The sequence below is a fragment of the Leucobacter exalbidus genome, assembly GCF_017834145.1.
GTDB classification, from domain to species: domain Bacteria; phylum Actinomycetota; class Actinomycetes; order Actinomycetales; family Microbacteriaceae; genus Leucobacter; species Leucobacter exalbidus.
Genome location: NZ_JAFIDA010000001.1, coordinates 1,851,358 through 1,877,540, shown reverse-complemented (window position 1 = coordinate 1,877,540; position 26,183 = coordinate 1,851,358). Strand labels below are relative to the sequence as shown.

At 66.2% G+C, this 26,183-nt stretch carries 18 protein-coding genes; 13 read left to right on the top strand and 5 right to left on the bottom strand.

Annotated features, from left to right (window positions below):
- Positions 1–209: 209 nt before the first annotated feature.
- The 4 genes from JOF28_RS08460 (at position 210) to JOF28_RS08445 (ending at position 4,561) form a co-directional block, all read left to right on the top strand.
- Positions 210–1,430: a Gfo/Idh/MocA family protein gene (locus JOF28_RS08460; RefSeq protein WP_209705357.1), complete on the top strand. Its 1,221-nt coding sequence runs from the start codon at positions 210–212 to the stop codon at positions 1,428–1,430.
- Positions 1,431–1,577: 147 nt separating this feature from the next.
- The gene (locus tag JOF28_RS08455) at positions 1,578–2,447 is read left to right on the top strand and encodes a sugar phosphate isomerase/epimerase family protein (protein ID WP_209705356.1); all 870 of its coding nucleotides are present in this window, start codon (positions 1,578–1,580) and stop codon (positions 2,445–2,447) included.
- A 23-nt stretch (positions 2,448–2,470) separates the two neighbouring features.
- The gene (locus JOF28_RS08450; protein WP_245189909.1) at positions 2,471–3,658 is read left to right on the top strand and encodes a Gfo/Idh/MocA family protein; all 1,188 of its coding nucleotides are present in this window, start codon (positions 2,471–2,473) and stop codon (positions 3,656–3,658) included.
- Between the two features lie 54 nt (positions 3,659–3,712).
- Complete coding sequence (locus JOF28_RS08445; protein ID WP_209705355.1) at positions 3,713–4,561, top strand: SDR family oxidoreductase; 849 nt, start codon at positions 3,713–3,715, stop codon at positions 4,559–4,561.
- A 68-nt stretch (positions 4,562–4,629) separates the two neighbouring features.
- Here JOF28_RS08445 and JOF28_RS08440 read toward each other — a convergent pair whose 3' ends face one another.
- Positions 4,630–6,069 carry an amidase gene (locus JOF28_RS08440; RefSeq protein WP_209705354.1) on the bottom strand — a complete coding sequence of 480 codons (1,440 nt, stop codon included), beginning with the start codon at positions 6,067–6,069 and terminating at the stop codon, positions 4,630–4,632.
- Here JOF28_RS08440 and JOF28_RS14700 point away from each other — a divergent pair.
- From JOF28_RS14700 to JOF28_RS08415, 6 genes are all read left to right on the top strand, one after another.
- Complete coding sequence (locus JOF28_RS14700; RefSeq protein ID WP_280909317.1) at positions 6,068–6,199, top strand: hypothetical protein; 132 nt, start codon at positions 6,068–6,070, stop codon at positions 6,197–6,199. The genes JOF28_RS08440 and JOF28_RS14700 overlap by 2 nt on opposite strands.
- A gap of 81 nt (positions 6,200–6,280) precedes the next feature.
- A complete protein-coding gene (locus JOF28_RS08435) occupies positions 6,281–7,639 on the top strand; it encodes a metal ABC transporter substrate-binding protein (protein ID WP_209705353.1) in 1,359 nt (452 codons plus the stop codon).
- Complete coding sequence (locus JOF28_RS08430; RefSeq protein ID WP_342452130.1) at positions 7,636–8,478, top strand: metal ABC transporter ATP-binding protein; 843 nt, start codon at positions 7,636–7,638, stop codon at positions 8,476–8,478. Before JOF28_RS08435 ends, JOF28_RS08430 begins: the two co-directional genes overlap by 4 nt.
- 8 nt (positions 8,479–8,486) lie before the next feature.
- The gene (locus tag JOF28_RS08425) at positions 8,487–9,467 is read left to right on the top strand and encodes a metal ABC transporter permease (RefSeq protein WP_342452129.1); all 981 of its coding nucleotides are present in this window, start codon (positions 8,487–8,489) and stop codon (positions 9,465–9,467) included.
- Positions 9,464–10,330 (top strand): metal ABC transporter permease, encoded by an 867-nt coding sequence (locus JOF28_RS08420; RefSeq protein WP_209705352.1) that lies wholly within the window; start codon positions 9,464–9,466, stop codon positions 10,328–10,330. Before JOF28_RS08425 ends, JOF28_RS08420 begins: the two co-directional genes overlap by 4 nt.
- Entirely contained in the window at positions 10,327–10,728 is a 402-nt protein-coding gene (locus tag JOF28_RS08415; RefSeq protein ID WP_209705351.1) for a Fur family transcriptional regulator, read from the top strand. Before JOF28_RS08420 ends, JOF28_RS08415 begins: the two co-directional genes overlap by 4 nt.
- A gap of 259 nt (positions 10,729–10,987) precedes the next feature.
- On the opposite strand, the gene JOF28_RS08410 is transcribed toward JOF28_RS08415, so the two are convergent.
- Both JOF28_RS08410 and JOF28_RS08405 read right to left on the bottom strand, forming a co-directional pair.
- Positions 10,988–14,650: an efflux RND transporter permease subunit gene (locus tag JOF28_RS08410; RefSeq protein ID WP_209705350.1), complete on the bottom strand. Its 3,663-nt coding sequence runs from the start codon at positions 14,648–14,650 to the stop codon at positions 10,988–10,990.
- 192 nt (positions 14,651–14,842) lie between these two features.
- Entirely contained in the window at positions 14,843–15,628 is a 786-nt protein-coding gene (locus tag JOF28_RS08405) for an SGNH/GDSL hydrolase family protein (RefSeq protein WP_342452128.1), read from the bottom strand.
- Positions 15,629–15,791: 163 nt separating this feature from the next.
- Between JOF28_RS08405 and JOF28_RS08400 the strand changes: the two genes are divergently transcribed.
- Together JOF28_RS08400 and JOF28_RS08395 are read left to right on the top strand one after the other, a co-directional pair.
- Entirely contained in the window at positions 15,792–17,075 is a 1,284-nt protein-coding gene (locus tag JOF28_RS08400; protein WP_209705349.1) for a dicarboxylate/amino acid:cation symporter, read from the top strand.
- Between the two features lie 549 nt (positions 17,076–17,624).
- Positions 17,625–22,568: a type VII secretion EssC family protein gene (locus JOF28_RS08395; RefSeq protein WP_209705348.1), complete on the top strand. Its 4,944-nt coding sequence runs from the start codon at positions 17,625–17,627 to the stop codon at positions 22,566–22,568.
- A 12-nt stretch (positions 22,569–22,580) separates the two neighbouring features.
- Here the strand turns inward: JOF28_RS08395 and JOF28_RS08390 are convergent, their stop codons facing one another.
- Both JOF28_RS08390 and JOF28_RS08385 read right to left on the bottom strand, forming a co-directional pair.
- Positions 22,581–23,738: an FAD-dependent oxidoreductase gene (locus tag JOF28_RS08390; protein WP_209705347.1), complete on the bottom strand. Its 1,158-nt coding sequence runs from the start codon at positions 23,736–23,738 to the stop codon at positions 22,581–22,583.
- Positions 23,739–23,778: 40 nt separating this feature from the next.
- The gene (locus tag JOF28_RS08385; protein WP_209705346.1) at positions 23,779–25,332 is read right to left on the bottom strand and encodes a peptide MFS transporter; all 1,554 of its coding nucleotides are present in this window, start codon (positions 25,330–25,332) and stop codon (positions 23,779–23,781) included.
- Between the two features lie 200 nt (positions 25,333–25,532).
- Here JOF28_RS08385 and JOF28_RS08380 point away from each other — a divergent pair, with 200 nt between their 5' ends.
- Positions 25,533–26,096 carry a helix-turn-helix domain-containing protein gene (locus JOF28_RS08380; RefSeq protein WP_209705345.1) on the top strand — a complete coding sequence of 188 codons (564 nt, stop codon included), beginning with the start codon at positions 25,533–25,535 and terminating at the stop codon, positions 26,094–26,096.
- Positions 26,097–26,183 lie beyond the last annotated feature (87 nt).

The window sequence follows — 26,183 nt, the reverse complement described above, 5'->3', positions numbered from 1 at the left end:
AGAGCGAATTTCGAGATTCTCTCTGGGTCAAGTGGAATCTCTGGTTCTGGCGGCACGCTAGCCAAGGAGGCGGCGCGCGGCGACAATCCAGGTGTTGGCTTGACACTTGGCGTAGTATGTACTTACAATTTGGACCGGTCCATTGATCCGGATCACGCCATGCAACGGTGCAGCCGCTGCTCCTAGCCAGTTCGATAGAAAGAACCAACATGCAGAAGAATGACGACGGCAGCATCACAATCGGCGTTGGCCTGATTAGCGTTGGCTGGATGGGCCAGCTGCACAGCCGGGCTTACTCAAACCTGCGCTACGTGTACCCCGATCTGGGGATCCACACGCGCCTCGTGCACGCCGCAGACACGGCGCCCGCGCGCATCACCGAAGCCGTTGAAGTGCTCGGCTACGAGCGCGCCTCGGCCGATTACCATGAGGTCTTGAACGACCCCGAGGTCGACGTCGTATCGATCTGCGCCCCCAACTTTTTGCACGCCGAGATCGCGATCGCAGCGGCCAAAGCCGGCAAGCACTTCTGGGTTGAGAAGCCCGTAGGCCGCGGCGAAGAAGAGACGCTCGCCGTCTCTGAGGCCGCAGCCGAGGCTGGCGTCGTCAGCACCATCGGCTTTAACTACCGTCACGCCCCCGCGATCGAGCACCTGAAGAAGCTCATCGCTGACGGCGAGCTCGGGCGCATCACCAACGTGCGCGGCCACATGTTCGCCGACTACTCGGCCGACCCCAAGGGTGCACTGTCGTGGCGCTTCGTGCGCAACCTCGCGGGCTCGGGCGTACTCGGTGACCTGATGGGTCACCTCGTCGACCTCGTGCAGTACTCGCTCGGCCCCATTGCCGAGGTCAGCGCGCTCACCTCTACCGTGTACACCGAGCGCCCCGAGCTGCCCATGGGCACCGGCACGCACTTCGCGGTGATCGAAGACGGCGTCATGAAGCCCGTTGAGAATGAAGACTACGCCGCCATGCTCGTGCGCCTCTCGGGTGACGCAGTGGCTGCTGGTGCCGTCGGCACGCTCGAGGCATCGCGCGTCGCCGTGGGCCCCCGCGCCAGCTACGGCATCGAGATCTACGGTACGAACGGCTCAGCTCACTGGGACTTCGAGCGCATGAACGAGCTGCACATCGCGAGCGGCCTGGGCGCCGATCGCCAGGGCTACACCCGCATCATGGCGGGCCCCGAGATGGGCGACTTCAGCCGCTTCCAGCCTGGCGCAGGCACCTCGATGGGCTACGACGACCTCAAGGTCATTGAGGCCAAGAAGTTCCTCGAGGCCGTTGTTGGCCGCACCGCCATCAACTCGAACATTCAGGATGCGCTGTCGGCCGCTCAGGTGTGCTCGGCCGCTGAGCGTTCGGCTGCAGACCGCAGCTGGGCACAGAGCGCACCCGTCGCGGGCACCACTGCCGCAATCGCGTAACTACGCGCGAAACCGCATTACCGGGGCGATCGACTCACACAGGCGATCGCCCCGGCGCGGCCCGCTCAACAGCGCCGCTCGCACAATTGGCACTGCCGTTCGCGGTAAGACCTCGATATCGTAAGTCATGACAAAGGAGTTTCATCAATGAACGCACGCATCGCATCGGCGCCCATCAGCTGGGGAGTCATCGAGGTACCCGACTGGGGTGTACAGCTTGACCGCGACCGCGTGCTGTCAGAGATGGTATCGCTCGGCATCACCGCAACCGAGTTCGGCCCCGAGGGCTTTCTGCCCGACGCTCCCGCCGATCGCGCCAGCGTGCTCGCCGATGCCGGCCTGAGCGCCGTCGGCGGCTTTGTGCCCGCCGTGCTGCACCGTGCCGACCAAGATCCGCTCCCCGCGATCGAGCGCGAGCTCGAGGCGTATGTTGCTGCGGGCGCGAGCACGCTCGTGCTCTCGGCCGTGACCGGCGAGGCCGGCTACGACGGCGCCGCAGAGCTCAGCGACGCCGAGTGGGCGACCCTGTTCGCAAACCTCGACCGCGCCCAGGCCGCGGCCGCCGCAGTGGGCGTTGTTGCCACGCTGCACCCCCACCTCGGCACCGTCGTTGAGAGCCCCGACGCGGTCGCACGCGTCGTCGCCGGCTCCACGATCGGCCTGTGCCTCGACACGGGTCACTACACGCTTGGCGGCGGCGACCCCATCGACCTGGTCACCAAGCACGCTGATCGCATCGTGCACGCACACCTCAAAGACGTCAGCGTCGCGGTGTCCGACCGCGTGAAGGCCGGTGAGATCGACTACCGCGAGGGCGTACGCCAAGGCATGTACCAGGCACTCGGCAAGGGCGACGCCCGCGTCGGTGAAATCGTCGAGGCACTCATCGCCGCCGGCTACAACGGGTGGTACGTGCTCGAGCAAGACACGGTCGTCGAGAACGAAGCCGATGCCGCTCGCGCACTCGAGAACGCTCGCCTGAGCGTCGAGTTCATCCGTCAGGCGGTCGCAAGTTGACCGCCGCGCCGGATCGCACGCCGATGCCAGCCCCAGATCAGCAGCCTGTTGTGGACGCCCGGTCGACGAGTGATCCGGCGCACAATGCTGCGCACGCAGCTGCCCTGCAGGCCGCGGCCCAGTCGGCTGAGCCGCAGCGCGCTGGGAGCCAGCAGCTCGAGGCCATGCGCCTCGGGCTGCTGGGCGCCTCGCGCATTGCCCAGTCGGCCGTCATCGATGCGAGCCAGCACACGGGCGACGAGCTCACTGCCGTCGCCGCGCGCGACCCCAAGCGGGCGCGCGCCTATGCTGCCGAGCACGGTTTTGCCGGTATTCGCGACAGCTACACCGAGCTCGTCGAAGACGACTCCCTCGACCTGATCTACATCGGTCTGCCCAACGGGTTTCATGCCGAATGGTCGGCAAAGGCCCTCGAGGCCGGGCGCTCGGTGCTCGTCGAGAAGCCGTTCGCGGCCAACCTCGCAGAGTTCGACCGGGTGACCGCGCGCCTCGAAGCGGGTGAAGGATGGATCTGGGAAGCCTTCCACTACGACGACCACCCGCTCATGCAACGGGTACTCGAGATTCTCGCGTCTGGCGAGATCGGCGAGCTTCGCGAGATCAAGCTGAGCATGCGCATGGAAGAGCCCGACGCATCAGACCCACGGTGGGAGTTCGCGCTTGCCGGCGGCGCCATGATGGACGTGGGTTGCTACGCCGTGCACGCGCTGTTGCTGCTGGCCGAAACGACCGGATCGAACATCGCCGTCGATTCGGTCGTCGCCGAACTTTGGCCCGCCGACCCCCTCGTTGATTCGCTCGTCGACGCGCAACTGACGCTCACGCGTGCTGGTGCTGGTGCTGCGGACGGCGGTGTTGAAAACGGCACCGTACCCGTCACCCTGCGCGCGAGCATGGTGCACGACACCGTTGATTTCAGCCTCGAACTCATCGGCACGACGGGCACGGTCTTCGCGCCGAGCTACGTGAAGCCGCAAGACGACGACCGCATCATCGTGCGCACGGTCACCGACGCGGGCGAAGTGGTCCGCGAGGAGCGTGCGGGCACTGCCGCTACCTACGTCTTCCAGCTCGAGCGCATTCGCGCCGAGCTGCGCGGCGGCGTCAAAGACCCCGCACGGTTGGCTCGATCGCGCGCCACTATGGCGCTCATCGACGACATCTACCTCGCGGCAGGGCTGCCGGTGCGCCCGGGCCGATTGACCGACTAACTGGCCCGTACGAAAAGGTTATTTACTCACACAAACCCAAAGGTGGGATGGATCATGCAGGCACTCATGCAGGGCAAAATTGTATTGGTCACGGGTGGCACGCAAGGCCTTGGCCTTGCGGTCGCCGAGGCAGCGGCGCGCGAGGGCGCGGCCGGCGTTGTCATCGTGGGGCGCAGCGCAGCGAAGGCCGAGATCGCGCTGGCCGCGATTGCGGCCGCGGGATCCGGTGCAGCGGGTAACGGTGCCGAAGCAGCGGGCGCCGAAGGAACCGGCGCCGCAGCATCGGGCGTCGCCACCCACGCCGTGCTCGCCGATCTGAGCGTCGAGGGCGAAGCCGAGCGCGCGGTCGCCGAGACCATCGCACACTTTGGGCGCATCGACTCGCTGGTGAACGCGGCGGGCGCCACCAGCCGGGGCACGCTGCTCGACACCTCTCGCGAGCTGTTGAACGATCACCTCACGCTGAACCTCGTCGTGCCGTTCATGACGATGCAGGGAGCCGTCGCCGACATGCAGTCGCGCGGCGCACCCGGCACCATCGTCAACGTCATCACGATGTCAATGCACGGCGGCCAGCCCTACCTCGCACCCTACGTGGCGTCGAAGGCAGGGCTCGCGGGCCTCACCAAGAACGCCGCCTTCGCGCACCGTTTCGACCGCATTCGCATCAACGGGCTCAACATTGGGTGGACGGCTACTCCGGGTGAAGCGGTCACACAGCACACATTTCACGGGGCGGCCGAAAACTGGCTCGACGAGGCCTCGGCCGCGCAGCCGATGGGCAAGCTTGGGCAGCCCGAAGAGATCGCCGATGCGATCGTTTTCTTGCTCAGCGAACGCAGCGGCGTTGTGACGGGCTCGATCATCGACTGGGATCAGAACGTTCCCGGCGCGTACGAGTAGGGCGGGGTGGTTGCGGCCCGGGCGCTAGATGGCCCGGGCGCCCGGCTGGCTGGGCTGCGTAGCCGGCCCTAGCCCATCAGCTGGGCGGCGAGCTGCAGCAGCCGAGGTTCGCGACCCGGCCCGCCAATCAGTTGCACGCCCACCGAAAGCCCCGATGGCAGCGTCTGTACGGGCACCGCGATCGCAGGCAGCCCGGCCACGTTTACCATCGACGTGAATGGCGTCCACTCGCACTGCATCTGGTAATCGCCATCGGCATCGAGGGCCATGAAATCGCCAATGCGGGGCGGCGCAAACGCGAGCCCGGGGGTGAGAATTACGTCGTACGCACCCCACGCCTCGCGCATGCCACGCCCGATCTTAGAGAGCTCGGCCCCGGCCGCCTCATGCTCGGCCGTCGTGCGTGCGAGCGCGCGGTCGCGAAAGGTGCGGGTGAGCGTGGTGAGGCGCGATTCGGCTTCGGCGTTCAGCTTCAGCAGCGACAATCCCGCGGTCCAGGCGCGCCCAAACACCTCGGGATACCGCGGATCGTACGCCAGATCGGCATCCTCAACGGTGTGCCCGCGGGCCTCAAGAATGGCCGCGGCGGTTTCGACCGCGGCGCGCTCCTCGGGCGAGATGGGTGTCGGGTGGGCCGCTGCGAACGGGCTCGCGAAGCTCACACCCACGCGCAGCCCCAGCAGTCCGTCTGCACCGCGCACCGCGGCAACCGAGGGCTCGGCACGCTTCACCCGCATCGCGTCGTAGAGCATCGCGGCATCGAGCGCGTCGCGCGCGATCGGCCCTGAAACGGTGAGCTTCGGTGCCCCAAATTCATCGGTGACCCCGTCGATTACATCGCTGGGAATCGAGCCGAGCCCGGGCTTCAGGCCGACGAGCCCGCAGGCCAGGGCTGGGATCCGGATCGACCCGCCCCCGTCAGTGCCCGGCGCCATCGGCACGAGACCCGCGGCCACCGCGGCCGCGATGCCGCCCGATGATCCACCCGGGGTGCGGGAGGGATCGAGGGGGTTGCGGGCCGGAGGCGCGATGAGGTTCTCGGAGTACGAATTGAGGCCGAACTCGGGCACCTGCGTCTTGCCGAGCGAGATGGCGCCCGCGGTGCGCAGCACGGCAACGCCCGCATCGTCACGCTTCGCGATGGGGTGGGGCAGGGCGGCTGATCCGCGGGTGGTGGGGGTGCCGGCGACGTCGAGCAGATCCTTGTACGCGAGGGGGAGGCCGCGCAGGGGCGCGAACTCGAGGGTGCCCGTGGCGGGGTTCGGGTTGCTCGGGTCGGCCACGATACGGTCGGCGGCAAGTATGCGGTCAGCGGCGTCTGCCTCGGCGAGCGCGCTTTCGGCGGTGACCGTGGTGAACGCGCCCAGCGCAGGCCACGCCTCGATGCGAGCGAGGGAGCGCTCAACAATCTCTCGCGAAGTTACCTCGCCGTGGCGAAGTGCTTCTCGCAGAACATATGCAGACTCGGGGAGTTGCTTGGCAGTTCGTGGCGACAGCGTCTCACTCATGACCCCTAGCCTACTGCTGCGCCTGCGTGAGGGTGGGCGAGTGTCGTGCAGCGGCGTGGGGTACGGGGTGGGTCGCGGCGTGGCTGATGGTGTGGCTGGCGGCGTGTTTACGGCTGATGTTGCGGTGTGAGTCGGGGCAATGCGACACGTTGTTGCGAATGGTTCTCACAAGCAGGTAGACTGAGACTCATTCTCATTTAGAAAGTTCGTTATGACTCATAATGCTTCGGCCACCGGTTCGAAAATCACCCGTTCGCTCGCGCTCGTCGCAGGCCTTTCAGGCCTCCTGGTGCTGAGTGCCTGCGCGGCACCCGGCAGCGGCGCAGCGGCCTCTCAACCGGGAGATCAGCTGCGCGTCGTCACCACGACCACGCAGCTCGAAGACTTCGTGAGCGAGGTGGGCGGCGATGACATCGAGATGCATGGCCTGATGCAGCCCGGCGCCTCAGCCCACCACTTTGATCCGAGCCCCTCTGATCTGCTCGCGCTGGCCGAGGCTGATGTACTCGTCGTTAATGGCCTGGGGCTCGAGCCCTTCATCGACAGCGCCATCGAATCCTCTGGGTTCAAGGGCGAGATCGTGACGGCGAGCGACGGGATCGACCTCGAAGCGGCCGAAACCGTGAGTGCCGAAATGGCGGGCGGCGCCGAAAGCGCAGCTGAGCATGCCGAGCACTCCGGCGAAGCTGAAGCTGGGGCTGAAACTGAAGGCGAGCATGCGGGCGAAACGGCTGAAGAGCATGCGGGCGAGACGGCTGAGGGGCACGCCGAACACGCTGCTGAAGCTGAGGACGAGCACGCTGGCGAGACTGCTGAAGAGCACGCCGAGCATGCTGCTGAAGCTGAGGACGAGCACGCTGGCGAGACTGCCGAAGAGCACGCCGCGCACACCGACGAGGCCGAGGCCGGCACCGCGACCGAGTCGCACGAGGGCCACGACCACGGCGCGATCAACCCGCACATTTGGACCTCCCCGCGCCAGGCGCAGAGCATGGTCGATGAGGTCGCCCGGGGGCTGGCTGAGGCCGATCCGGATCATGCAACTGCCTACGAAGCCCGCGCCACCGCCTATAACGAACGCCTCGCCGCGCTCGATGAGTGGACGACCGCGCAGTTCGCGCAGGTGCCCGCGAAGGAGCGGGTGCTCGTCACCGGCCACGACTCCCTGAGCTACTACCTGCACGACTACGACATCACCTTCGCCGGCGCGATTCTGCCGAGCTTCGAGGACAACGCCGAGCCCAGCGCGAAAGACATCGATGCGCTCGTCGCCGAGGTGCAGAGCCTTGGCGTGAAGGCCATCTTCGTGGAGTCCTCGATGAGCCCGAAGCTCGCGCGCACCATCGCCCGTGAATCGGGGACAACGGTGGTCGACGCCGACGCGCTCTACGCCGATGCGCTGGGTGCCGCCGACTCGGGCGCCGAAACCTACATCGACGCCACAGCTCACAACGCCCGCGTGATCCTCGAAGCCTGGGGCTTCACGGTCGACCCGCTGCCTGCGGCCGCAGCAAGCTCCGGATCGCCCGAGGCCGCCGACTTGAGCGAGTCAGCCGAGGTCACTGGGTGACCCGCAGCACAGACTGCGCTGTCAGCGGGGTGCTGGAGACCACATCGGTCTCTGGTGACCCCGCTATTCGGCTTGAACAGGCCGCCTTCGGCTACGACGGCGTCGCCCGGGTCGAACGGCTGAACCTCGACATTCCGACCGGAGCTGCAGTCGCCCTCATCGGGCCCAACGGCTCAGGCAAATCAACGCTGCTGCGCGGCATCCTGGGGCTGGCCGAGAACACCTCGGGCCGCGTGCGCGTGCTCGGGGAGACCCCTGAGCGGGCACGCAGTCGGGTGGGCACCCTGCCCCAGGCCGACACCCGCGACACCACCCTGCCGGTCTCGCTGCGCCAGGTCGTCACGATGGGGCTCTACCGCAGCCGCGGGGCACTGCGCCCCATCGGGCGAGCGGGTCGTGCCGCTGTGAACGACACCCTCGAACGGGTGGGACTCGCGGCCTTCGCCAACCGCCGGTTTGGTGAGCTCTCTGGCGGCCAACAGCAGCGCGGCATTCTGGCTCGCGCGCTCGTCGCCAACCCCCAGCTGCTGCTGCTCGACGAACCCTTTAACGGCCTCGACCGTGAGAACCGCGACACCCTGCTTGAGCTCGTGCGCGAGCTCAGTAGCGAGGGCCGCACCCTCATCGTGTCGACCCACGACCTCGAAATCGCGCAGCAGGCGTGCACCCACGCACTGCTGCTGTCGAGCGGGCACGAGCCCCACCAACCCGGGCACCCCGCAGCCTTCGGGCTGGTCGACGAAGCGCTCACCCTCGGCGCCGTGCAACACGCGTTCCAAGACGTCACCGTCGAACTCGACCAGCACACCGTCACCACCACCCGCGAGACTGAGGGGTGACGGCGCTGGTGCAACTGATCCAGCTCGCAGATCTCGGCCCGTTCAGCTTCTTCGCGCTCCCATTCATGTGGCGCGCGCTCGTCACCATCGCACTGCTCGCGGTCGCCTCGGGCGTCGTCGGGCTCTTCGTCAGCTTTCGCGACCTCGAATTCGTGAGCGACGGCCTCGTGCACGCCGTACTGCCCGGCCTCGTCATCGGCGCGGCCTTCGGCGGCACCGACGCCGTGCTGCCCGGAGCGCTCGCCGCAGCCCTAATCGCGGCCGTGCTCTTTACCCTGCTTGAACGCCGCGGCATCGACGCCGACTCAGCCATCGCCGTGGTACTGACGGGCCTGTTCAGCCTCGGCGTGGTGCTCGTCTCGCGCCAAGACGGCTACGTTTCGCAGTTGCAAGAATTGCTCTTTGGGCGGTTGCTCACGGTGACGAGCACGCAGCTGTGGCAGATCGCCATCGTGGCGGTGCTGGCGGTCGCCGTGATCGTGGTCACCGGCCGCGCCCAGCTCTTTCGCGCGTTCGACCGGGTGGGCTCAGAGGCCGCCGGGTTCAGCGTGCTGCGCACCGACCTCGCACTGTCAGTCGCGGTCGCGCTGCTCGTGGTGGCCGGCGTGCAGGCCCTCGGCGTGCTCATGGTGATCGCCCTCACCGTGGTGCCGATGGCGGTCGCCAGGCTTGTGACCCGCCGCTTCGCGTGGCTCGTGCCGATCGCGATCCTCACCCCGCTCATCGCCGGCATCACCGGGCTCACGCTCGCCTTTGACTGGTCGGTGCGCCTCGGCGCCACCGTGTCACCCGGCGCCGTGGTCGTGCTCATTCTCGTGGCGCTCTATGCGGTTGCGGTCGCGGCACGGTTGCTGACGGGCGCTGCAGTGCGGAAGGCTACGCCTCTGAAAGCTCGGCCAGGGAACGCTCAGCCTGGGAAAGTTCAGCCGGGGAGCGCGCAGCCTGGGCGTTCGCACTCTGCGCGAGATCAGTCGGGGGAGCGCGCATGAGCTATTTCGCACTCGCGGCCATCGAACTCACCCTGCTCGGCCTGCTCTCGGGCATCGCCGGCACACTGATCGTGCTGCGCCGCCGCTCCTTCTTCGCCGTCGCGCTCAGCCACGCCACTTTTCCTGGCGGCGTGGTATTCGCAATCGCCGGCTGGAATCTGCTGCTCGGCCAAGCCCTGTTCGCGGTTGTGCTGGTGCTCGTAATGACGGCCCTCGCACGCGTACCCGGGCAGGGCCGCCAGGTCGCCAGTGGCATCGTGCTCGCCTTTGGGTTCGCGCTCGGCACCCTGCTCACCAGCCTCAACCCGGGGCTCGGCGTGCCCGTCGATGCGCTGCTCGTGGGATCGCCGCTCGCGGTCACCCCCACCGACATCGGCATCACGGCCATCGTGCTGCTCGTCACACTGGTGGTCGCGGCAACGTATGGCCGCCGCATGCTGTTTCACACTTTTGACCCCACCGGATTTCGTGCGGCGGGCTACCGCCAGTGGCCCGTCGAACTCGTGGTCACCGCCATCATCACGGCCGCCGTGGTCGTAGCGATGCCCGCGGTGGGCGCCATCTTGGGCGTCGCCGTGCTCATCGGCCCGGCCGCGGCCGCGCGCGTGCTCGCCCCCCGCGTCGAATGGGTGCCCCCCATTGCCGCCGCCCTCGGTGTTGCCGGCGGGCTCGTGGGGCTGTGGATCTCACGCGAGTTCTCGGTCGCAGCGGGCGGTGCGATCGGCCTCACCATGGCCGGATTGTTCCTCGTCGCCCTGATCATCAGCTCCGGTCTGCGCGGCGCAAACAGGCTTCGTGCGCGTGAGACCAGAAAAGTTCGGTACCGTGAAGGGGACCAGATCGACGTAGGAGGTAGCGCGTGAAGCCGAAACGGAACACGTGGCAGCGTGAAGCGGTGCGCGCCGCACTCGTTGGCGCGCACGGATTCGTGAGCGCCCAGCAGTTGCACCAGACGCTGCGCGACGGTGGCTCGACCATCGGGCTTGCGACCGTCTACCGCGCCCTCGCCAGCCTCACCGAAGACGGCGAGGCCGACACGATCCAGGCGCCCGAGGGCGAGAACCTGTTTCTCTCGTGCGGCTCGAAGAGTCACCACCACCATCTCATCTGCCGTAGCTGCGGGGCAGCCCGCGAGCTCGAAGCAACCGTCGTTGAGGAGTGGGCGCGCGCCGTTGGTGCCGAACACGGCTTCTCTGACATCGAGCACGTCATCGACCTGTTCGGCATCTGCGCGGCCTGCCGTACCCAGCAGCAGGCTTAAGACACAGGCTTCAGCAGCAGGCTGAGGCCGCACCCACAGGCATGGGTTTGGTAGGTCGAGCCTCAGCTGAGACCCTCACCGCGAGCGACGAAGCATTAGGTGGCCACGTATCGGGGTACCGAGCCAGGAAGTACCCCGATACGTGGCCACCTAACTCTTGTGGCGGGGCAAGGTGGGCTGGGCAATGCGGGGTGAAACGAGCGAGGGCTCAGGCTCGGGCTTATCGCGCCGAGCCTGAGCCCTCGTTAGTTTCTTGAGTTTAGTTCCCCGCGCCCTTGCTCTGCGATCCGGGCTCGCCCAGGTCGCTCAGCTCACTGAGCTCGCTCAACTCGCCAAGCTCACTCAGCGAGCCTGTTCCGGCCGCCGCCTGCGCGTCACGCCCAGCCAGCCGCCGCACTGCGCGGGCCCGGCGCTTGATGAGTTTGCGGTCGCGACTGCGCTCCACCATCGTGTAGAGCACGGGCACCAGCACGAGGGTGAGTAGCGTCGATGAGATCAGGCCGCCGATCACCACGATCGCGAGCGGCTTCGAGATAAACACTCCGCCGCCCGTGAGCCCCAGCGACATCGGAATCAGCGCGAAGATCGTCGCCGCGGCCGTCATCAAGATGGGGCGCAGCCGCAGGCGCGTGCCGTGCTCCACGGCCTCATTCAGGGTCGCACCGCCCGCCCGTAGACGGTTGATGAGATCCATCAGCACGATTGCGTTCGTCACCACGATACCGATCAACATCAGCAGCCCGATCAGCGCAGGCAGCCCAAGCGGCGTATCCGTGAGCAGCAGCCCCAAGATCGCGCCCGTCGCCGCGAACGGAATCGACACCAGCAGTACGAACGGCCCGCGGAAGTTGCGGAACGTCGCCACCATCACCAGCAGCACCAGCATGATCGCCGCGAGCATCGCCACGCCCAGCTGCGCGAACGCATCGTCTTGCTCAGCGCCGACACCGCTCAGCTGGAACGACACCCCGGCGGGCAGATCGGCCGTCGCAATGGCGTCGTCGATGGCCGCGCTCGCCGCATCCATCTGACCCTTCTCGGGGGTCACCATCAGCGTCACCTGGCGCTCGCCGTTGGCCCGCATAATGGTGGGTGAGGTGAGCTCCTCCTCGACCGTCGCGATGGCCGACAGCGGCAGCGGCTTGCCCGTCACCTCGGCGGCGGCCTTCTGCTCGGCCTCAGCGGCCTGCTGCTCAGCGAGCTGGTTCGCGGCCTCGGTCTGGGCCGTCTGCAGCGCCGCGATCTGCTCATCGAGACCCTCGATGCCACCCTGGGCGCCCGCGATCGCACCCTGAAGCGCCGCGATTTGTTCGGCGCGCTCGGTGCTTGCGCGCACCTGCGAATCCTCTTCGGGGGTGCGGGGCGGCTCGGGCGCGACGGGCGCGGCCAGCAGCGCCTCGAGCTGCGCGTTGAGCGCGGGCAGCTGCGCGGCCGCCTCGGCCCGCGCATTCGCGGCCTCGATGATCTGATTGCTCAGCTCGGTGTTCGCCTGCATGCGGGCGGCTTCGGCCTCAGCCTTCGCCTCCTCTTGCAGGCGATCGCCCTCGACCTTCTGGGCGTTGGCGGTCTGCTGCGGGGTGACCGGCAGCAGCAGCTCACCGAGCTTCTTCGCGCTGCGCTCAGTGCCCGGGGTGCGCACGATGATCGCGCGCTCCTGGCCCTCAAACATCAGCTGGCCCACGTTCGAACCCTCGAGCGCGTCACGAATCGCGGTCGCCACCATGGCCCGGTCGAAGCCCAGGCTCATCGCCTTCGCCTCATCGAGCTTCACGCGCAGCACCGGCTGCTCGCCCGAAAGCTCGCTCTTCACCGCCTTCACGCCCTGCACCGCCGTGAGCTGCTGCTCGAGAAGGTCACTTGCGGCACGCAACGCGGCCGGATCATTGCCCTGAATCTGCAGCGCAATATCGTCGCCGCCAGCGCCCGCGGTGTACGAATCTTCGGTGAGCAACATCAGCTCGCCCGCGTTCTCGAGCTTGTCGAGCGTGCGCTGCACAGCCGGCTCAACAACGTCGACCTGGGCATCGTCGGCGAGCTGCACACTGTACGAAATGGTGGTGGGCCCGGCACCCGATTCGCCCGCGCCCACGGGAATCGTCGTCATCACATCTCGCACACCCGGCACCTTGCTGAGCGCCGCCTCGACCGGTTCGGCCGCCGCGATGAGCTTCTTGCTGCCCGTGGTGCCCTTGGGAGGGGTTTGGGTGAGCTGCAGGCTCTCATTGCCCGATGACCCCAAGAAATCGGTCGTAATGAACGGCATCAGCGCAAGCGAACCGACCAGCATCAGGCTCGACACGATGAGCGTGATCGCGGGGCGGCGCCGCGTAGCACTGAGCGCCGGCATGATCGCCCGCTGCAGCCGGTCGGGCGGTGTGTGAATCTCATCGAGGTCTGAAGCGGGATGGCTGGCTGAGGCGCCGCCCGTGCGCTGGGACTTGCCACCGCGCATGAACCAGAACGCGAGCACCGGCACGATCGTGAGTGCGACAAAGAGTGATGCGAGCAGCGCGATGCTCACCGTGACGGCGAACGGGCGAAACAGCTGACCGGCGACGCCCGACACGAGGGCGATCGGCAAGAACACGGCGACCGTGGTGAGCGTTGACGCCGTGATTGCCCCGGCGACCTGGCGCACCGACGCCACGACCCCGGCGGGGGTGAGTTCGCCCGTGCCGCGGCGACGACTGATGTTCTCGATCACGACGATCGAGTCATCGACCACGCGGCCGATCGCGATGGTGAGCGCACCCAGGGTGAGCATATTGAGGGTGTTCTCGGTCCACTGCAACCCGATGAGCGTGATCAGCAGCGACAGCGGAATCGACACTGCCGCAATCACCGTCGACCGCCAGGAACCCAAGAACGCGAGAATGACGAGCACGGCGAACAGCAGCCCGAGGCCGCCCTCGACCGACAGGTCGTGAATCGACTGTTCAATGTAGGGGGCCTGATCAAACAGGGCCACAAACTCGGCCTTGAGTGAGGGTGCGAGCTCGTCGAGCTGTGCGTTCACCTCGTGCGAAATGTCGACGACGTTGGCGCCCTGCGCCGGGGTGATCTGCAGCGTGAGGGCGGGCTTCCCGTTGACCCGCGAGATCGACTCGGCGGGCACGGTTTCAAAGGCGACGTCGGCGAAGTCAGAGACGCGCACCACGCCATCCTTGCCCTGAATTGGCAGCGCACCGATGGCCTCGATCGCCTCATCGGTGGTGGTGGCGCCGAGGGCGGTGCCGACGGTGACTGACATTGATCCGGATTTGCTGCGTGCTTCGCCCGCGGGCAACGCGACGCCGTTCGCCTGCAGCACCGCGGCAATCTGGGTGGGTTCCACCCCGAGCCGGTTGGCGTCTTCCTCACGCAGCGAGATGACCACGCGCTCGTCTAGGCGCCCGCCCAAATCGACCTTTTGCACCCCGGCGATGCTCTGCAGCGCAGGCACGACGGTCTGCTGCAGGGCGTCACCGAAGGCGGCCTCATCGCCCGTGGTGCCCGCGCTGAGCATCATCGCGGGCATGCCGTCGGTGCCGCCCGAGTACACCTCGACCTCGGTGCCCGTGGGCAGGCCAGCGCGCACCGCATCGGTCGCGGCGCGCAGGGCCTGCATGGTCTCGTCGTCACCCTCGGTGAACTTCCACGAGGCGTTGATGCTGGCGTATCCGCTCGAGGTGTACGAGGTGACGTCGGTCACTCCGGGTACGGCGGCGATCGCCTGCTCGAGGGGTTCGCTGACCACGCGAGACATTTCCTCGGGGGCGAGGCCCTGGGATTGCACCGAGACGTAGGCCATGGGGGCCTGCATGGTGGGCATGAGCTCTTGTTTGAGCGCTCCCATGGAGAACACGCCGATCACGGCGACCGCGATGGTCGCGAGGCCGACGATCAGCCGGTTCTTGAGGCTGACGAGGGTGAGGAAATGCATGAGGCCTTTCACGGAACGGACGAGCGACCCACCGCATGCCAACGGGCATAGGGGTCTACCATTCCATCCTGGCCAGGGGCCGCGCGAGGCGCGTCCACCCGAGGTACCAACCACCTCATACCCAGGGATGAGATGCGGGCGCGAGCGTTACCCGCGAGTTTGCGAGTTCGCGCGCCAGCTAGTGCGCAAGGATTACGCGCCCGTGCGCGGTGCGATCTCGACCCATGAAGCGTACTTCGCGCTGCGACCGTCGCCACTCGAGCGGCCGGTGAGCCGGCGCCCGATCCACGGCAGTACGTGCTGGCGGGTGTACTTCAGCTGATCGCGCACCGTGGGTGCGGGCCGCGGTGCGGCATCGAGCACCCAGTCGGCCGGGGTCGCGTAGCCGAGCGCGGTAAGCACGTTCGCGGCAACCCGGTGGTGACCCACCGGGGCAAGATGCAGGCGGTCAGTCGACCAGTATTCGCGGCGCGCGAGCACCTCATCGCTCCAGTTGTTGCAGTACTGCACATCGAGTTTCGTGGCGAGCCCGGTCGCGGCCTGCGTCAGCTGATCGCCCTTCGCGCGCACGCTGTCGCCGTTCGGAATGCCCACCGTTGGGTTCGCCCCCGTGATCAACAGGGGGGCCGCACCAGCCTCGGCGATGCGGGTGAGGGCGCGCTCAGATTCTGCGATGATCCACGGCATATCGGTGCCGGGGCGCAGCATGTCGTTGCCGCCGCCGTTGAAGCTGATGAGCGTAGGACCGAGGGAGAGCGCGGGCTCAAGCTGTTCGGCGATGATGGCCGCGAGCAGACGGCCTCTGATGGCGAGGTTGGCGTACGCGATCGGTTCGCCCACTGCGTCGGCGATGCCCTGTGCGACGAGGTCGGCCCAGCCGCGCACCGATCTATCGGGCTGCTCGTCACCGACGCCCTCGGTGAAGCTGTCACCAATGGCGACATAGCGAATACGTGCGTGCCCGGGTTCTTTGCTCACCCACTCAGCTTATGCCTGCGGGCTGGGCGCGTGCGGCTGCGGGACTGCCACATGGCAGGGGATCTCGCGGCATCGCTTACTATCTATGAAGGCTCTCCACAATGGAGTGCGTCTGCGCGTGGCACGGCCCGCGACGACGCGAGTCGAAAACTCAAGGAACCTCATGAAACTTTTGCGCGCGATGCCGCTGCTTGCTTGGATTGTCCTCGCGATCATCCTCGGAATTCTCACCGGCCCGATCATGCCGATCTGGCTCGGAAACGTGTTCCTCACCTACAACTCGATCTTCTCGGGCTTCCTCGGGTTCACCGTCCCCCTGATCATTTTGGGCCTCGTTACCCCCGCCATCGCAGAGCTGGGCAAGGGCGCCGGCAAGTGGCTCGGCCTCACCGCCGGCCTCGCGTACGGCTCGACGATTCTCGCCGGCCTGCTCGCGTACGTCGTCAGCCGTTGGCTGTTCACCGCGTCGCTCGGCGGCGGCGGGCTCGAATCGCTCGCTGATGGCGCGGGATCGGGCTTCGCCCCCTACATCACCCTTGGCGCCAGCGCGACCGGCTCAGCGACCGAGATCGTGCTCTCCCCAGTGATCGACGTGATGAGCGCGCTCGTGCTCGCGTTCGTGGTGGGTATTGGCATCACTGGGTTCAAGAGCCGGGTGCTGTTCCGCGGCGCCGTCGAGTTCCGCACAGTGATCGAGGCGGTCATTCGCCGCATCATCGTGCCCGCCCTGCCGCTGTTCATCTTCGGTATCTTCCTCGACCTGTCGGCGAGCGGTTCGGCCGTGACGGTCGTCACCAAGTTCTTGCTCGTGGTCATTGTGTCGTTCGCGCTCACGCTCGTGGTGCTGCTGGTGCAGTTCACCATTGGTGGGTTGATGAACGGCCTGAACCCGCTGAAGGCGCTGTGGAACATGCGCGACGCATACTTCACCGCGCTCGGCACCTCGTCATCGGCCGCCACCATTCCGGTGACGCTCGCCTCGACGAAGAAAAACGGGGTCACCGATGCGGTGGCTGGGTTCGTGGTGCCGCTGTGCGCGACGATCCACCTGTCGGGTTCGATGGTGAAGATCACCTGCTTCTCGGTCGCCGTGCTGCTGCTCACCGGCGGCGACGTGTCGTTCGGCGCCTACTTCCCGTTCCTGCTGATGCTCGGCGTGATGATGATCGCGGCCCCCGGCGTTCCCGGCGGCGCAATCGCTGCGGCCGCGGGCCTGCTCTCGCAGATGCTCGGCTTCGGCGAGATGGAAATCGGCCTGATGTTCGCAGCGTACATCGCGCTCGACAGCTTCGGCACCGCCACCAACGTGACGGGCGACGGCGCACTCGCGCTGATCCTCAACAAACTCACCAAGGGCAACTTGGGAGCGCAGGCACAGAGCGAAGCCGACGAAACGGTAGACGCCGTTGACGGCGGCGACGCTGAGGTGAAGCACTCGCTCGCGTGACCTCGCGCTGCAGCGCGTATTGCAGCACACGTATTGCTGAGCGCATGGGCCCTGCCCACACCCTGCCAAGCGGCCCGGATCTTGACTGATCCGGGCCGCTTTTGCGCACTGCCAGCCCGCCACTGCCCGGTGCCCACCGCCACTGCACCACGCGCAGCCACCCTGTCGCCCGCAGCAGTCCCACCACTTTCACCAGGTTCAGAGATTTCACTAATTCCAGAGATTTTCGAGCCTTTCGCTCTGAAGTTAGTGAAATCTCAGTGTGTGGTGAACCGCTGCCGGCTGCGCGCCAGGTCTTGCCGCACTGGCTGCTGCTGCGATTCGTCCCCAACGGCGCATTTTCAGGGCCCGGATCAAGTTCTTCACAGAACCCCGTCCGTCCGCTCGCGGAAAGGCCGCTGCGGGCTACCGTCGGGACATGAATGAGCGTGGCATGGATCAGAAGGGCATGGATCAGCGGGGCATAGGCCAGCGGTGCGTGACCGCGCAGGTGAGCCGCGGCGGAGCCGCCAGGAGCACCGAGGCTGCAGCCAGCAGCGGGAGTACCGCGTGAAGTTTCGGGTCGCGCTGCAGCTGCCCGACGGCGGCACTCACGATGTCACGCTTGCGTGCGATGTCACCGCGACGGTCGCCGATCTGGCCCGCACCCTTATTCGGGCGGGGCTCGCAGCCGACCCGCTGCTCGGCCGCATCGCCGCCGAGCGGCTGCGCCCCGTGACTATCCGTGGGAGCAGCACCGCTACTGCGCCGCCCGTGCTGCTCGACCCGGGCAGCCCGGTTGCGGGCTCAGGGCTGCAGTCGGGGTGGACGATCGAACCGGTGGCCGAGTTCGGGGGTGCGCCGGCCGAGCGGCTCGTCACCCCGGCGGGGTACCTCGAAGTGCTGACCGGATCACAGGCGGGAGCGCTCTTCAGCCTGGTGCCGGGGATGAACCTGGTGGGGCGAGACCCCGGCTCACGAGCGCACCTGAAGGATCCCAGCGTCTCGCGCAGGCACGCCGCCATCGAGTGCGGCACCGACGGCGAGACCAGACTGCACGACCTGGGAAGCGCGAACGGCACCCGAGTCGCCCTGCCAGAGAACGCTGGTGCTGGTGCTGGTGCCGGTGGCGGTGTCGGTGATCACGGGGCCGACGAGAAAAACCGCGAGGGCGGCCACGCGAGGAACAGCGACAACTCAGCGGGTGTGCGGCTGCGGGGCCCTACTGAATTACAAGTGGGCGACGTGGTGCTGAAATTCACCCCGGGCCCGCCACCCCAGATTCTGCCGACCCACACAATGTCTGCTCGAGTGCTGCCGCACCGGGCGCTCCACACCCGATCGCCGCGCATCGACCCGGTATTTCCACAGACGAACAGGCAGCTCCCCGCGCCGCCGCCCGCCACACAAACCACCCGCATCCCCACACTGGCCCTCATTGCACCGGTCATCATGGGCGGCGTACTGTTTCTCGTCACCGGGCAGGCGTTGATGCTCATGATGATGGCGTTCACGCCCGTCATGATGCTGGGCAGCTGGGTCGACGGCGCGGTGACCAAGCGCCGCAAGCAGCGCCGCGCAGGTCAGCGCTTTCGTGCGGCGCTCGCCGCAGAACGCACCGAGCTTGAAGCCCTGCTTGAACAAGAAATAGCGGTGCGCGGCACCGAAACTCCCACTGTTCCCGAGATCGCCGACGCCATGAGCGCACGCTCAGGCCTGCTGTGGGCGAGGCGCCCCGAACACGGTGCGTTCCTAGAGGCACGGCTGGGGGAAGGCGAACTGCCCAGCCGCACCACCCTCACCGCGCCTGCACGGGGCGACGGCCCCCACGAAGACTGGGCGGAGGTGCGTGCGCTCGAGACCGAATTTGCCACCGCGCACCCGGTGCCGGTGCTTGAACGCTTCGACCGGTGCGGATCGATCGGAGTGGCCGGTGACCCCGTGTACGCCTCGGGGCTGGCCAGGTCCCTCGTGCTGCAACTGGCCGGGCTCCATTCGCCAGAAGAACTCGTGCTGGCGTGCTTCGCGGGCGGTGGTCGTGCGGGCGGTGGAACAATCACCGGGGCGCCCTGGGAATGGTTGAAATGGTTGCCCCATTCCTCCCCGGTGACGAGCCCGATTGGCGCCTGGCAGCTCGCCGATGACGAGGCCTCCACCACACGGTTACTGATCGCGATCGAGGCGCTTATTGAGGGGAGATCCGGGGCAGTACCTGGCAGCGGAGTGCGCTCGCACTTGGCCGCCGACACCCGCAATGATGAGGGGCGAGGTGAGGCGGTGAAGAGTCTGCGGCCGTTGCCCGCGGTGGTCGCGCTCGTGCTCGCCGACGGCGCAGCACCCGACGCGGCGACGCTCTCGCGCCTGATTGGGGTGGCCGAGGCAGGGCCCGACGTGGGGGTGCACCTGATCTGGGTGGCCCGATCGCGTGCCGAGCTGCCCGCCGCGTGCCGCACCTTTGTCGACCTCGATCGGGCCGGAAGCACGGTGGGGTTCGTGCGCACGGGCACCCGCGTGGCCCTCAGCCGGGCCGAATTCGTCGACCTGCCGGTGGCGGTGCAGCTCGCACGCACCCTCGCGCCCGTCGAAGATGCCGCCGCCCGCGCGCTCGACGAAAGCGACCTCCCCAAACAGGTCGCGCTGCGCGAACTCCACCCGATCGATCTCGCCACGGGGCCCGCGCCGATTCTGCGGGCCTGGCAGGGCACGCTTGCCTCGAACTGGGTGCGCGGCAGCGAACGCGACGAGGTCTCGCTCGCGGCCCCCGTGGGGCAGGGGCCCGCTGGCCCCGCCATGATCGATCTGCGCCGCCACGGCCCGCACGCCCTCGTGGGCGGCACGACCGGATCCGGCAAATCAGAGTTTCTGCAGACCTGGATCATGAGCCTCGCAGCCCTCATCAGCCCCGACCGGCTCACGTATCTGCTGGTCGACTATAAAGGCGGCGCCGCGTTCGCCGAGTGCGTCGACCTGCCACACACGGTGGGCCTTGTGACCGACCTCAGCCCACACCTGGTGCGGCGGGCCCTGACTTCGCTGCGCGCCGAGCTGCGGTACCGCGAAGAACTGCTCGCTGAGCACGGCGCCAAAGATCTCGCCACGATGGAGCGCCGTAGCGACCCAGCAGCCCCGCCCGCGCTCGTCATCGTGATCGACGAGTTTGCTGCGCTCGCGAGCGACGTCCCCGAATTCGTCGAGGGCGTCGTCGACGTGGCCCAGCGGGGGCGCTCGCTCGGGCTCCACCTGATTCTTGCCACGCAGCGCCCCGCGGGCGTCATCAAAGACAACCTGCGGGCCAACACGAACCTGCGGGTGGCGCTGCGCATGGCCGACGAAGCCGACAGCAGCGACGTCATCGGCGTGAAAGACGCCGCATTCTTCGCCGCCGAAACCCCGGGGCGGGGCGCGATCAAAGTGGGCCCGGGCCGCATCGCGCACTTCCAAACGGGGTACTTGGGTGGGCGGGCCACCGAACGGGCGCCCGTGCCGACCCTCGAAATCCGCTCCCTCGGATTCGCCGAGGGCGAGCCGTGGGCGGTGCCGCCCGAACCTGGGGGCCGCCGGCTGGCTGAGGCGCTGAATGCTGCCCCGGATCATGCCGTGCGTGCCAAGCCGCCGCGCGACATCGAACGCCTGCGCGACAACCTCGTGGCTGCCGCCCACGAAGCGGGTGTGGCGGCGCCCCGCAAACCCTGGCTCGATGAGCTGCCGAGGGTGCTCGGGCTCGCGGGGCTCGCGGAACTGCGGCCCGCGGGCACGGCTGATGCAGCAGGCTCCGCTGGTTCCTTAAGCTCCGCCGAACGCAGCGACGCGGTGGCCATCGGGCTCAGCGATCTCCCCGAACTACAGGCCCAGCAACCCGTCATGATCGACCTCGAACACACCGGCAACGTCGCCATCATCGGTGCGAGCGGCACCGGCAAAACGAGTGCACTGATCACACTGGCCCAGGCACTCTCGGCGCAGGCCATGGACCACCCGGTCGAGCTGTACGGCATCGATGCGGGAGGCGGGGCGCTCGACGCGATCCGCTCCCTGCCTACCGTGGGAGCCGTAGTGCCCCTCGCCGACACCGAACTCACCGGCCGGGTACTGCGCCGGGTACTCGACGCCCTCACCGAACGCGCGAGCCGATTCGCGGCCGCCCGCTGCAACGGCCTCGCGGCCTACCGCCGCACGGCCACCGCATCCCGCATCGTGCTGCTCATCGACGGATTCGCCGCGCTGCGCCAAGCCGCAGAAGCCCCCGCAGGCCCCCACACCCAGCTCCAACAACTCACCGACATCATGGCCACCGGGCGGGCCGCCGGCGTGCACGTCATCATGACCTGCGACCGACCCGGGGCGATCCCCACCGCGCTCGCCGCAAGCGTGCAAGAACAATACGTGCTGCGCCTCGCCAACCCGGCCGACTACGGCTACTTCGCCGGAGCCGCCGAAATGCTCGACGGCGCGGGCCCCGGCCGAGCCGTACTCGTGGGCGGAGCGCAGCACACCGCCGGAGCCGCAGGATCCAGCGGCGCCCCGGGCGTCCCTGGAACATCAGGCCGCCGCCGCGGGCCGCAGCTCACCGAGCTGCAGTTCGCGCTCGCGGGTGGGGAGCCCGAACTGCGCGCCCAAACCCGAGCCGTCGAAACCCTCGCCGAGCAGCTGCGTCACGCCCAACTGCCCCCGGTCGCCGAGGTGCGCAAGGCGCCCACGTTCATCGCACTGAACGACCTCGCCGCGAGCATCGGCGACCGCCCCACCTACGGCATCGACACGAGCGATCTCGCGCCGATCACCCTGCCCACCCGCGGGCTCGGCGTGATCGCGGGGCCCTCGGGCGCCGGGCTATCCACGGCGGCCGCGACCTGCGCCATCGCGGCGGCGCGCGGGGCACGGGCGCGCGGCGAAACGACAGAACTCATCCTGCTCACCCTCACCGACGACGGATTGCGGCGGCGCGGCATCTGGGACCGGATCGCGCACGAAGAGGACGCGGTGCGCGATCTCGCCCGCGAGCTCACGATCAGGCTAGGCGGTAAGCCGCCGCGCGGCCCGCAACTCTTGCCCGGGCTCATCGGCGGCCCGGTCGATGCGGTGCACGGCGCGGAGGCGCCGGGAGCAGTACCTGATCTGGTCCCGGATCCCGCGTCGCCCACCCCCGCACCCGTTTCGCGGCCCGTGATCGTGATCGAGCGGGCCTCAACCGCTGAGGGAACGGAGGCGCTCGCAGAACTCGTGGCGCTCGTGAAAACGGCGCGGCGGGCCGATGCCCTGGTGCTCGTCGAGTTCGAGCAGGGCACCGGCGGCGCGATTTGGGATCTGTTCGCGGCGCTGAAACAGCCCACGTGGGGGCTCGCGTTGCAACCCGACGAGGGTGAAAGCCAGAGCCCGTTTCGAGAACACCTGGGCCGCGTCAAGCGGGCCGACTTTCCTCCGGGCCGCGGGTTCGCGATCGAGGGTGGCCGTGCGACCCCCGTGCACGTCGCTATATGCGCGGGGGCCACTGAGGAGAACCTGATCGAGCTATGAGCCCTCGCTAAGTTATCCCTGGGCTACAGCTTCGGTTTCTTCGAACGGGAGATGATCGAGTTCAAACAGGAACTCAGCATGTGGTTCCGTGGGTAGGCCCAAAGCCCAGCGGGCACCAATTTCGCCGAGTGCAGGTGAGTTCTTGAAGCCCTTACCGGAGAACCCCGCCATGACCAGAACGTTGCTCATCTCGGGGTGCGGCTGAACCCATTCAATTCGCGATTTGGTGTAACTCTCGTGGCACACCGTAAATCGGGAAGGGTAATCTCCGAGCGATGGGAATAGATCGCGGACAAGATTTCGCAGAGGTAGAAGATCCGCATCACTGAGCGTGTACTCAGATGAATCTGGTGAAGCGATCGCAAGGTGATTCTTGAAACCGAGGCCGACCTTCAGAGCGGTCCCGTCTGGGGACGGAAGGCCGTATGAGTAATTCGGCTCTGTCCTGACGTAAGCGGGTAGCCCTTCCATGGTTTCCCGGAACTTCGGCCGGAACCAAGTTGAGATGAGCCGGCGCATGGCGAAGTACTTGTCCATGGACGGCAGCAGTTGACCGGTCCAAGCGCCAGCAGCGACCACTACCCTGTCGAAAGTCTCAACTTCTTGGTCTGTGTTCGTGACATATACTTTTCCGTCACGCTGTTCGATGCTCGCTACGCGGGCCTCAGTGTGCAAGATCGCCCCGTTTTCTACGGCTAACGCGGATGCAGCCTGAATGGTCCGATCAGGGAAGATGATTCCACCTTCCTTGTCGAAGATGGCGATCTCATTGTCATGAATATTGAACTTCGGATACTTGGCACGGGTCTCGGCGTTGCTGAGTACCTGAAAACGGTCGGGATATTTTCGCGCAGTTTCTAGCGCAATCTGGGTAGGCTCAGCGCTTTCTTCGCCGATCGCCAGAACACCTTGAAGGTCTCGTAATTCGACTCCGGAGTCTTCTTCGAGTCGCCGATAGAGCTGATCTGCTCGATCAGTCATGGGAAGCACCCGTAAGTCTTCAAGCTCGATGAAATTGAACACTCGGTTCTCGCCAGCAGCAGCGCCACGAGCGTGACCGGGTTGGTAAAGCTCGTAGCCGACCACGTCACAATCCTGTTGTGAGAGCTGCCATAGAGCTTGGGACCCCATCGTTCCGGTACCAATAACCGCGATGCGCAATCGAGACACTTTTCCTTGCTTTCTGTTGGATGATGCCCAGGGTGGGCGGTTAGACGGTGGGTACGAGGACTCGCGAAACGGGGCGGGCGATGATGATTTGAACCGCCCCAGCGATCAGTCCGAGGGCGCCCATAGTGATCCAGTAAGGGACCTGGTTCATGGGGTCGTAGAACTGGCCAAGGACTCCTGAGAGAGCGCTACCCAAAGCGATGGAGAGGTAGTACACGCCGACGGTCTGTGCCTTGAAAGCTGCTGGTGCAACGGTTGTGGCCAGTGATACACCCACGGGGCCGACCAGGAGCTCACCGATGCCGATCAAGAACAAGATCAGCGCGACCCAGAGTACGGGCGTCGAGTTTGGTTCGGTTGCATTTGCGAACGGGATGAACATCAAGAATGCAACGCCAGTGATCGGAAGGCCAAGGCCCAGTTTCATCGAAGAGGAAGGCTGTTTGTTGCGAAGTCGTGTCCACAGGCGGCTCAGGAACGGGGCGGCAACTGTGATGAGCACTGCGTACATAGTGACCAGCCACGCAACGGGCATTTCCCAGTCGCCGATCTTTCGATTCATGCTCGTGTCAGCGTAGGTGGTGAGCAACCCAAACACTTGGAAGTGGAGCGCAAAATAGACAACTGTGCTGACCAGTGCCGGAATGAAAGCAATCGTTCGCTTCCGTTCAGCGCGATTCACCTTCTTCGAGGTGACGAAGACGTAGTAAAACATGATGAGCATTGCCAGGGAGATGCCGGACACCCACTGGCTCACGTTCCCCATATTGAGAAGCCCTGTGGAAACGATGATCGTAAACGCGCCCACCACTGCAGCTGCGGCTACGAGGATCATCCACCGTTGATTTACGGGGAGCGGATTGGGCACCAACTTCGCGCTGTCGGGGAGGTGCTTTTTGGTGAGCGAATAAATGACGAGGCCGATAGTCATGCCGATTGCGGCTAGACCGAATCCGTAGTGGAAGCCGAGTTCTGACTGAGCCAGCCCGGTGAGGAGCGGACCGAACAACGCGCCGATAGTGATTGACATGTAGTAGAGAACAAAGCCGCCGTCTTTTCGCTGGCTGCCAGGACTATACAACTGCCCAACCATTGCCGCTGCGTTTGCTTTCACGCCGCCAGCTCCGACTGCGGTCAGTACCAGTGCGACCAGTAGCCCAGCTAAACCGGGAACCAGAGCGAGGGTGACGTGACCGATGACCACAATGACCGCTGAGTAGAAAATGGTGCGTTCGGCACCAAAGAGGCGATCAGAGACCCACGCTCCGAGGAGGGTCGAGAGGTAGACGGTTCCGCCGTAGGCGGCAATAATGCCGACTGCTGTGCCTGTGCCCAGCCCGAGTCCGCCGTCTGCGACCGAGAAGTAGATGTAGATGGCGAGAATGGCCTGCAAGCCATAGAACGAGAACCGCTCCCAGAACTCGAGACTGAAGATGTACAGGAGCGGCATGGGCTGACCCAGTAGCCGTGTGTCTTCCATGATCATTCGATCCTTGGAAGAGATGCTGAGGTCTACTACTCTCGTGCGAGCCTCATCAACACCCATCGCTGGGGAATCCTTGGCATCTAACGCAACTGATGCTGGTTCAGTCATTTTGCATTACCTCTCCGTGGCTTCGAACTCCGGTGTTCGGCCTGGTTCCTAACTACATTGTTTGGTGTGCGGAGCTACTGCGCATCCGAATGCGAGCTCACGACGTTTCGACAGTATCACTTAATTTTTTGTAAGTGAAACTACGAAAAGGTTTAGTGGGGTATGTTCGAATTAATCATCTAATGTGAGCGAGGGGCAACATGCAGGCCGAGCACAACGAGAACGAGCTTGGCGCAAGGGTGCGCCAACTTCGCAAACTGCGGCATATGAATCAGCAACAGCTTGCTGAACGTGCAGGAGTTACTCCAGGGTTTTTAAGTCAGCTTGAGCGAGGCAAGACGGGGGCGACCGTGGCCACGGCCAGGCGCCTCGCGAGTGCTTTGGGTATTCGATTCACTCAGCTTTTCGATACTGATCACAGCGACACCGTACTTTTGCGGGCTCGTGATCTGCCAGAGCTGGGGCTCACCGAGGGATACTCGAAGCGGCTTCTTTCACCGCCGGCTCATCCAAATGTGGAGATCTACTCGATAACTCTGCAGCCTGGCCAGTCATCGGGTGAAGCGAATTACGTCTACGGGGACGCTGATGAGTTTCTTATGTGTACACATGGCCGGCTGAGCGTGACGATTGGTTCGGATGAGCACCAGATCTCGGAGGGTGATGTGCTTCAGTTTCGATCGTCCTCGCCGCACCGTATGAATAATCGGACCGACGAGAGCGCTTCAGCAATGATCGTGGTAACGCCACCGCTCTCCGTATAGTCGCAGCTGGTTACCTGCGACCAGCGCGTGGGTCGAGGGTGGTCGGGCACCGCGTGATCCGGAGCAGCAGTGCGCCCAGCCAGCCAG

Coding starts and splice junctions, on each gene's coding strand:
- JOF28_RS08460 (WP_209705357.1), top strand. CDS start 210: ATGCAGAAGAATGACGACGGCAGCATCACAATCGGCGTTGGCCTGATT.
- JOF28_RS08455 (WP_209705356.1), top strand. CDS start 1,578: ATGAACGCACGCATCGCATCGGCGCCCATCAGCTGGGGAGTCATCGAG.
- JOF28_RS08450 (WP_245189909.1), top strand. CDS start 2,471: ATGCCAGCCCCAGATCAGCAGCCTGTTGTGGACGCCCGGTCGACGAGT.
- JOF28_RS08445 (WP_209705355.1), top strand. CDS start 3,713: ATGCAGGCACTCATGCAGGGCAAAATTGTATTGGTCACGGGTGGCACG.
- JOF28_RS14700 (WP_280909317.1), top strand. CDS start 6,068: ATGACCCCTAGCCTACTGCTGCGCCTGCGTGAGGGTGGGCGAGTGTCG.
- JOF28_RS08440 (WP_209705354.1), bottom strand. CDS start 6,069: ATGAGTGAGACGCTGTCGCCACGAACTGCCAAGCAACTCCCCGAGTCT.
- JOF28_RS08435 (WP_209705353.1), top strand. CDS start 6,281: ATGACTCATAATGCTTCGGCCACCGGTTCGAAAATCACCCGTTCGCTC.
- JOF28_RS08420 (WP_209705352.1), top strand. CDS start 9,464: ATGAGCTATTTCGCACTCGCGGCCATCGAACTCACCCTGCTCGGCCTG.
- JOF28_RS08410 (WP_209705350.1), bottom strand. CDS start 14,650: ATGCATTTCCTCACCCTCGTCAGCCTCAAGAACCGGCTGATCGTCGGC.
- JOF28_RS08400 (WP_209705349.1), top strand. CDS start 15,792: ATGAAACTTTTGCGCGCGATGCCGCTGCTTGCTTGGATTGTCCTCGCG.
- JOF28_RS08385 (WP_209705346.1), bottom strand. CDS start 25,332: ATGACTGAACCAGCATCAGTTGCGTTAGATGCCAAGGATTCCCCAGCG.
- JOF28_RS08380 (WP_209705345.1), top strand. CDS start 25,533: ATGCAGGCCGAGCACAACGAGAACGAGCTTGGCGCAAGGGTGCGCCAA.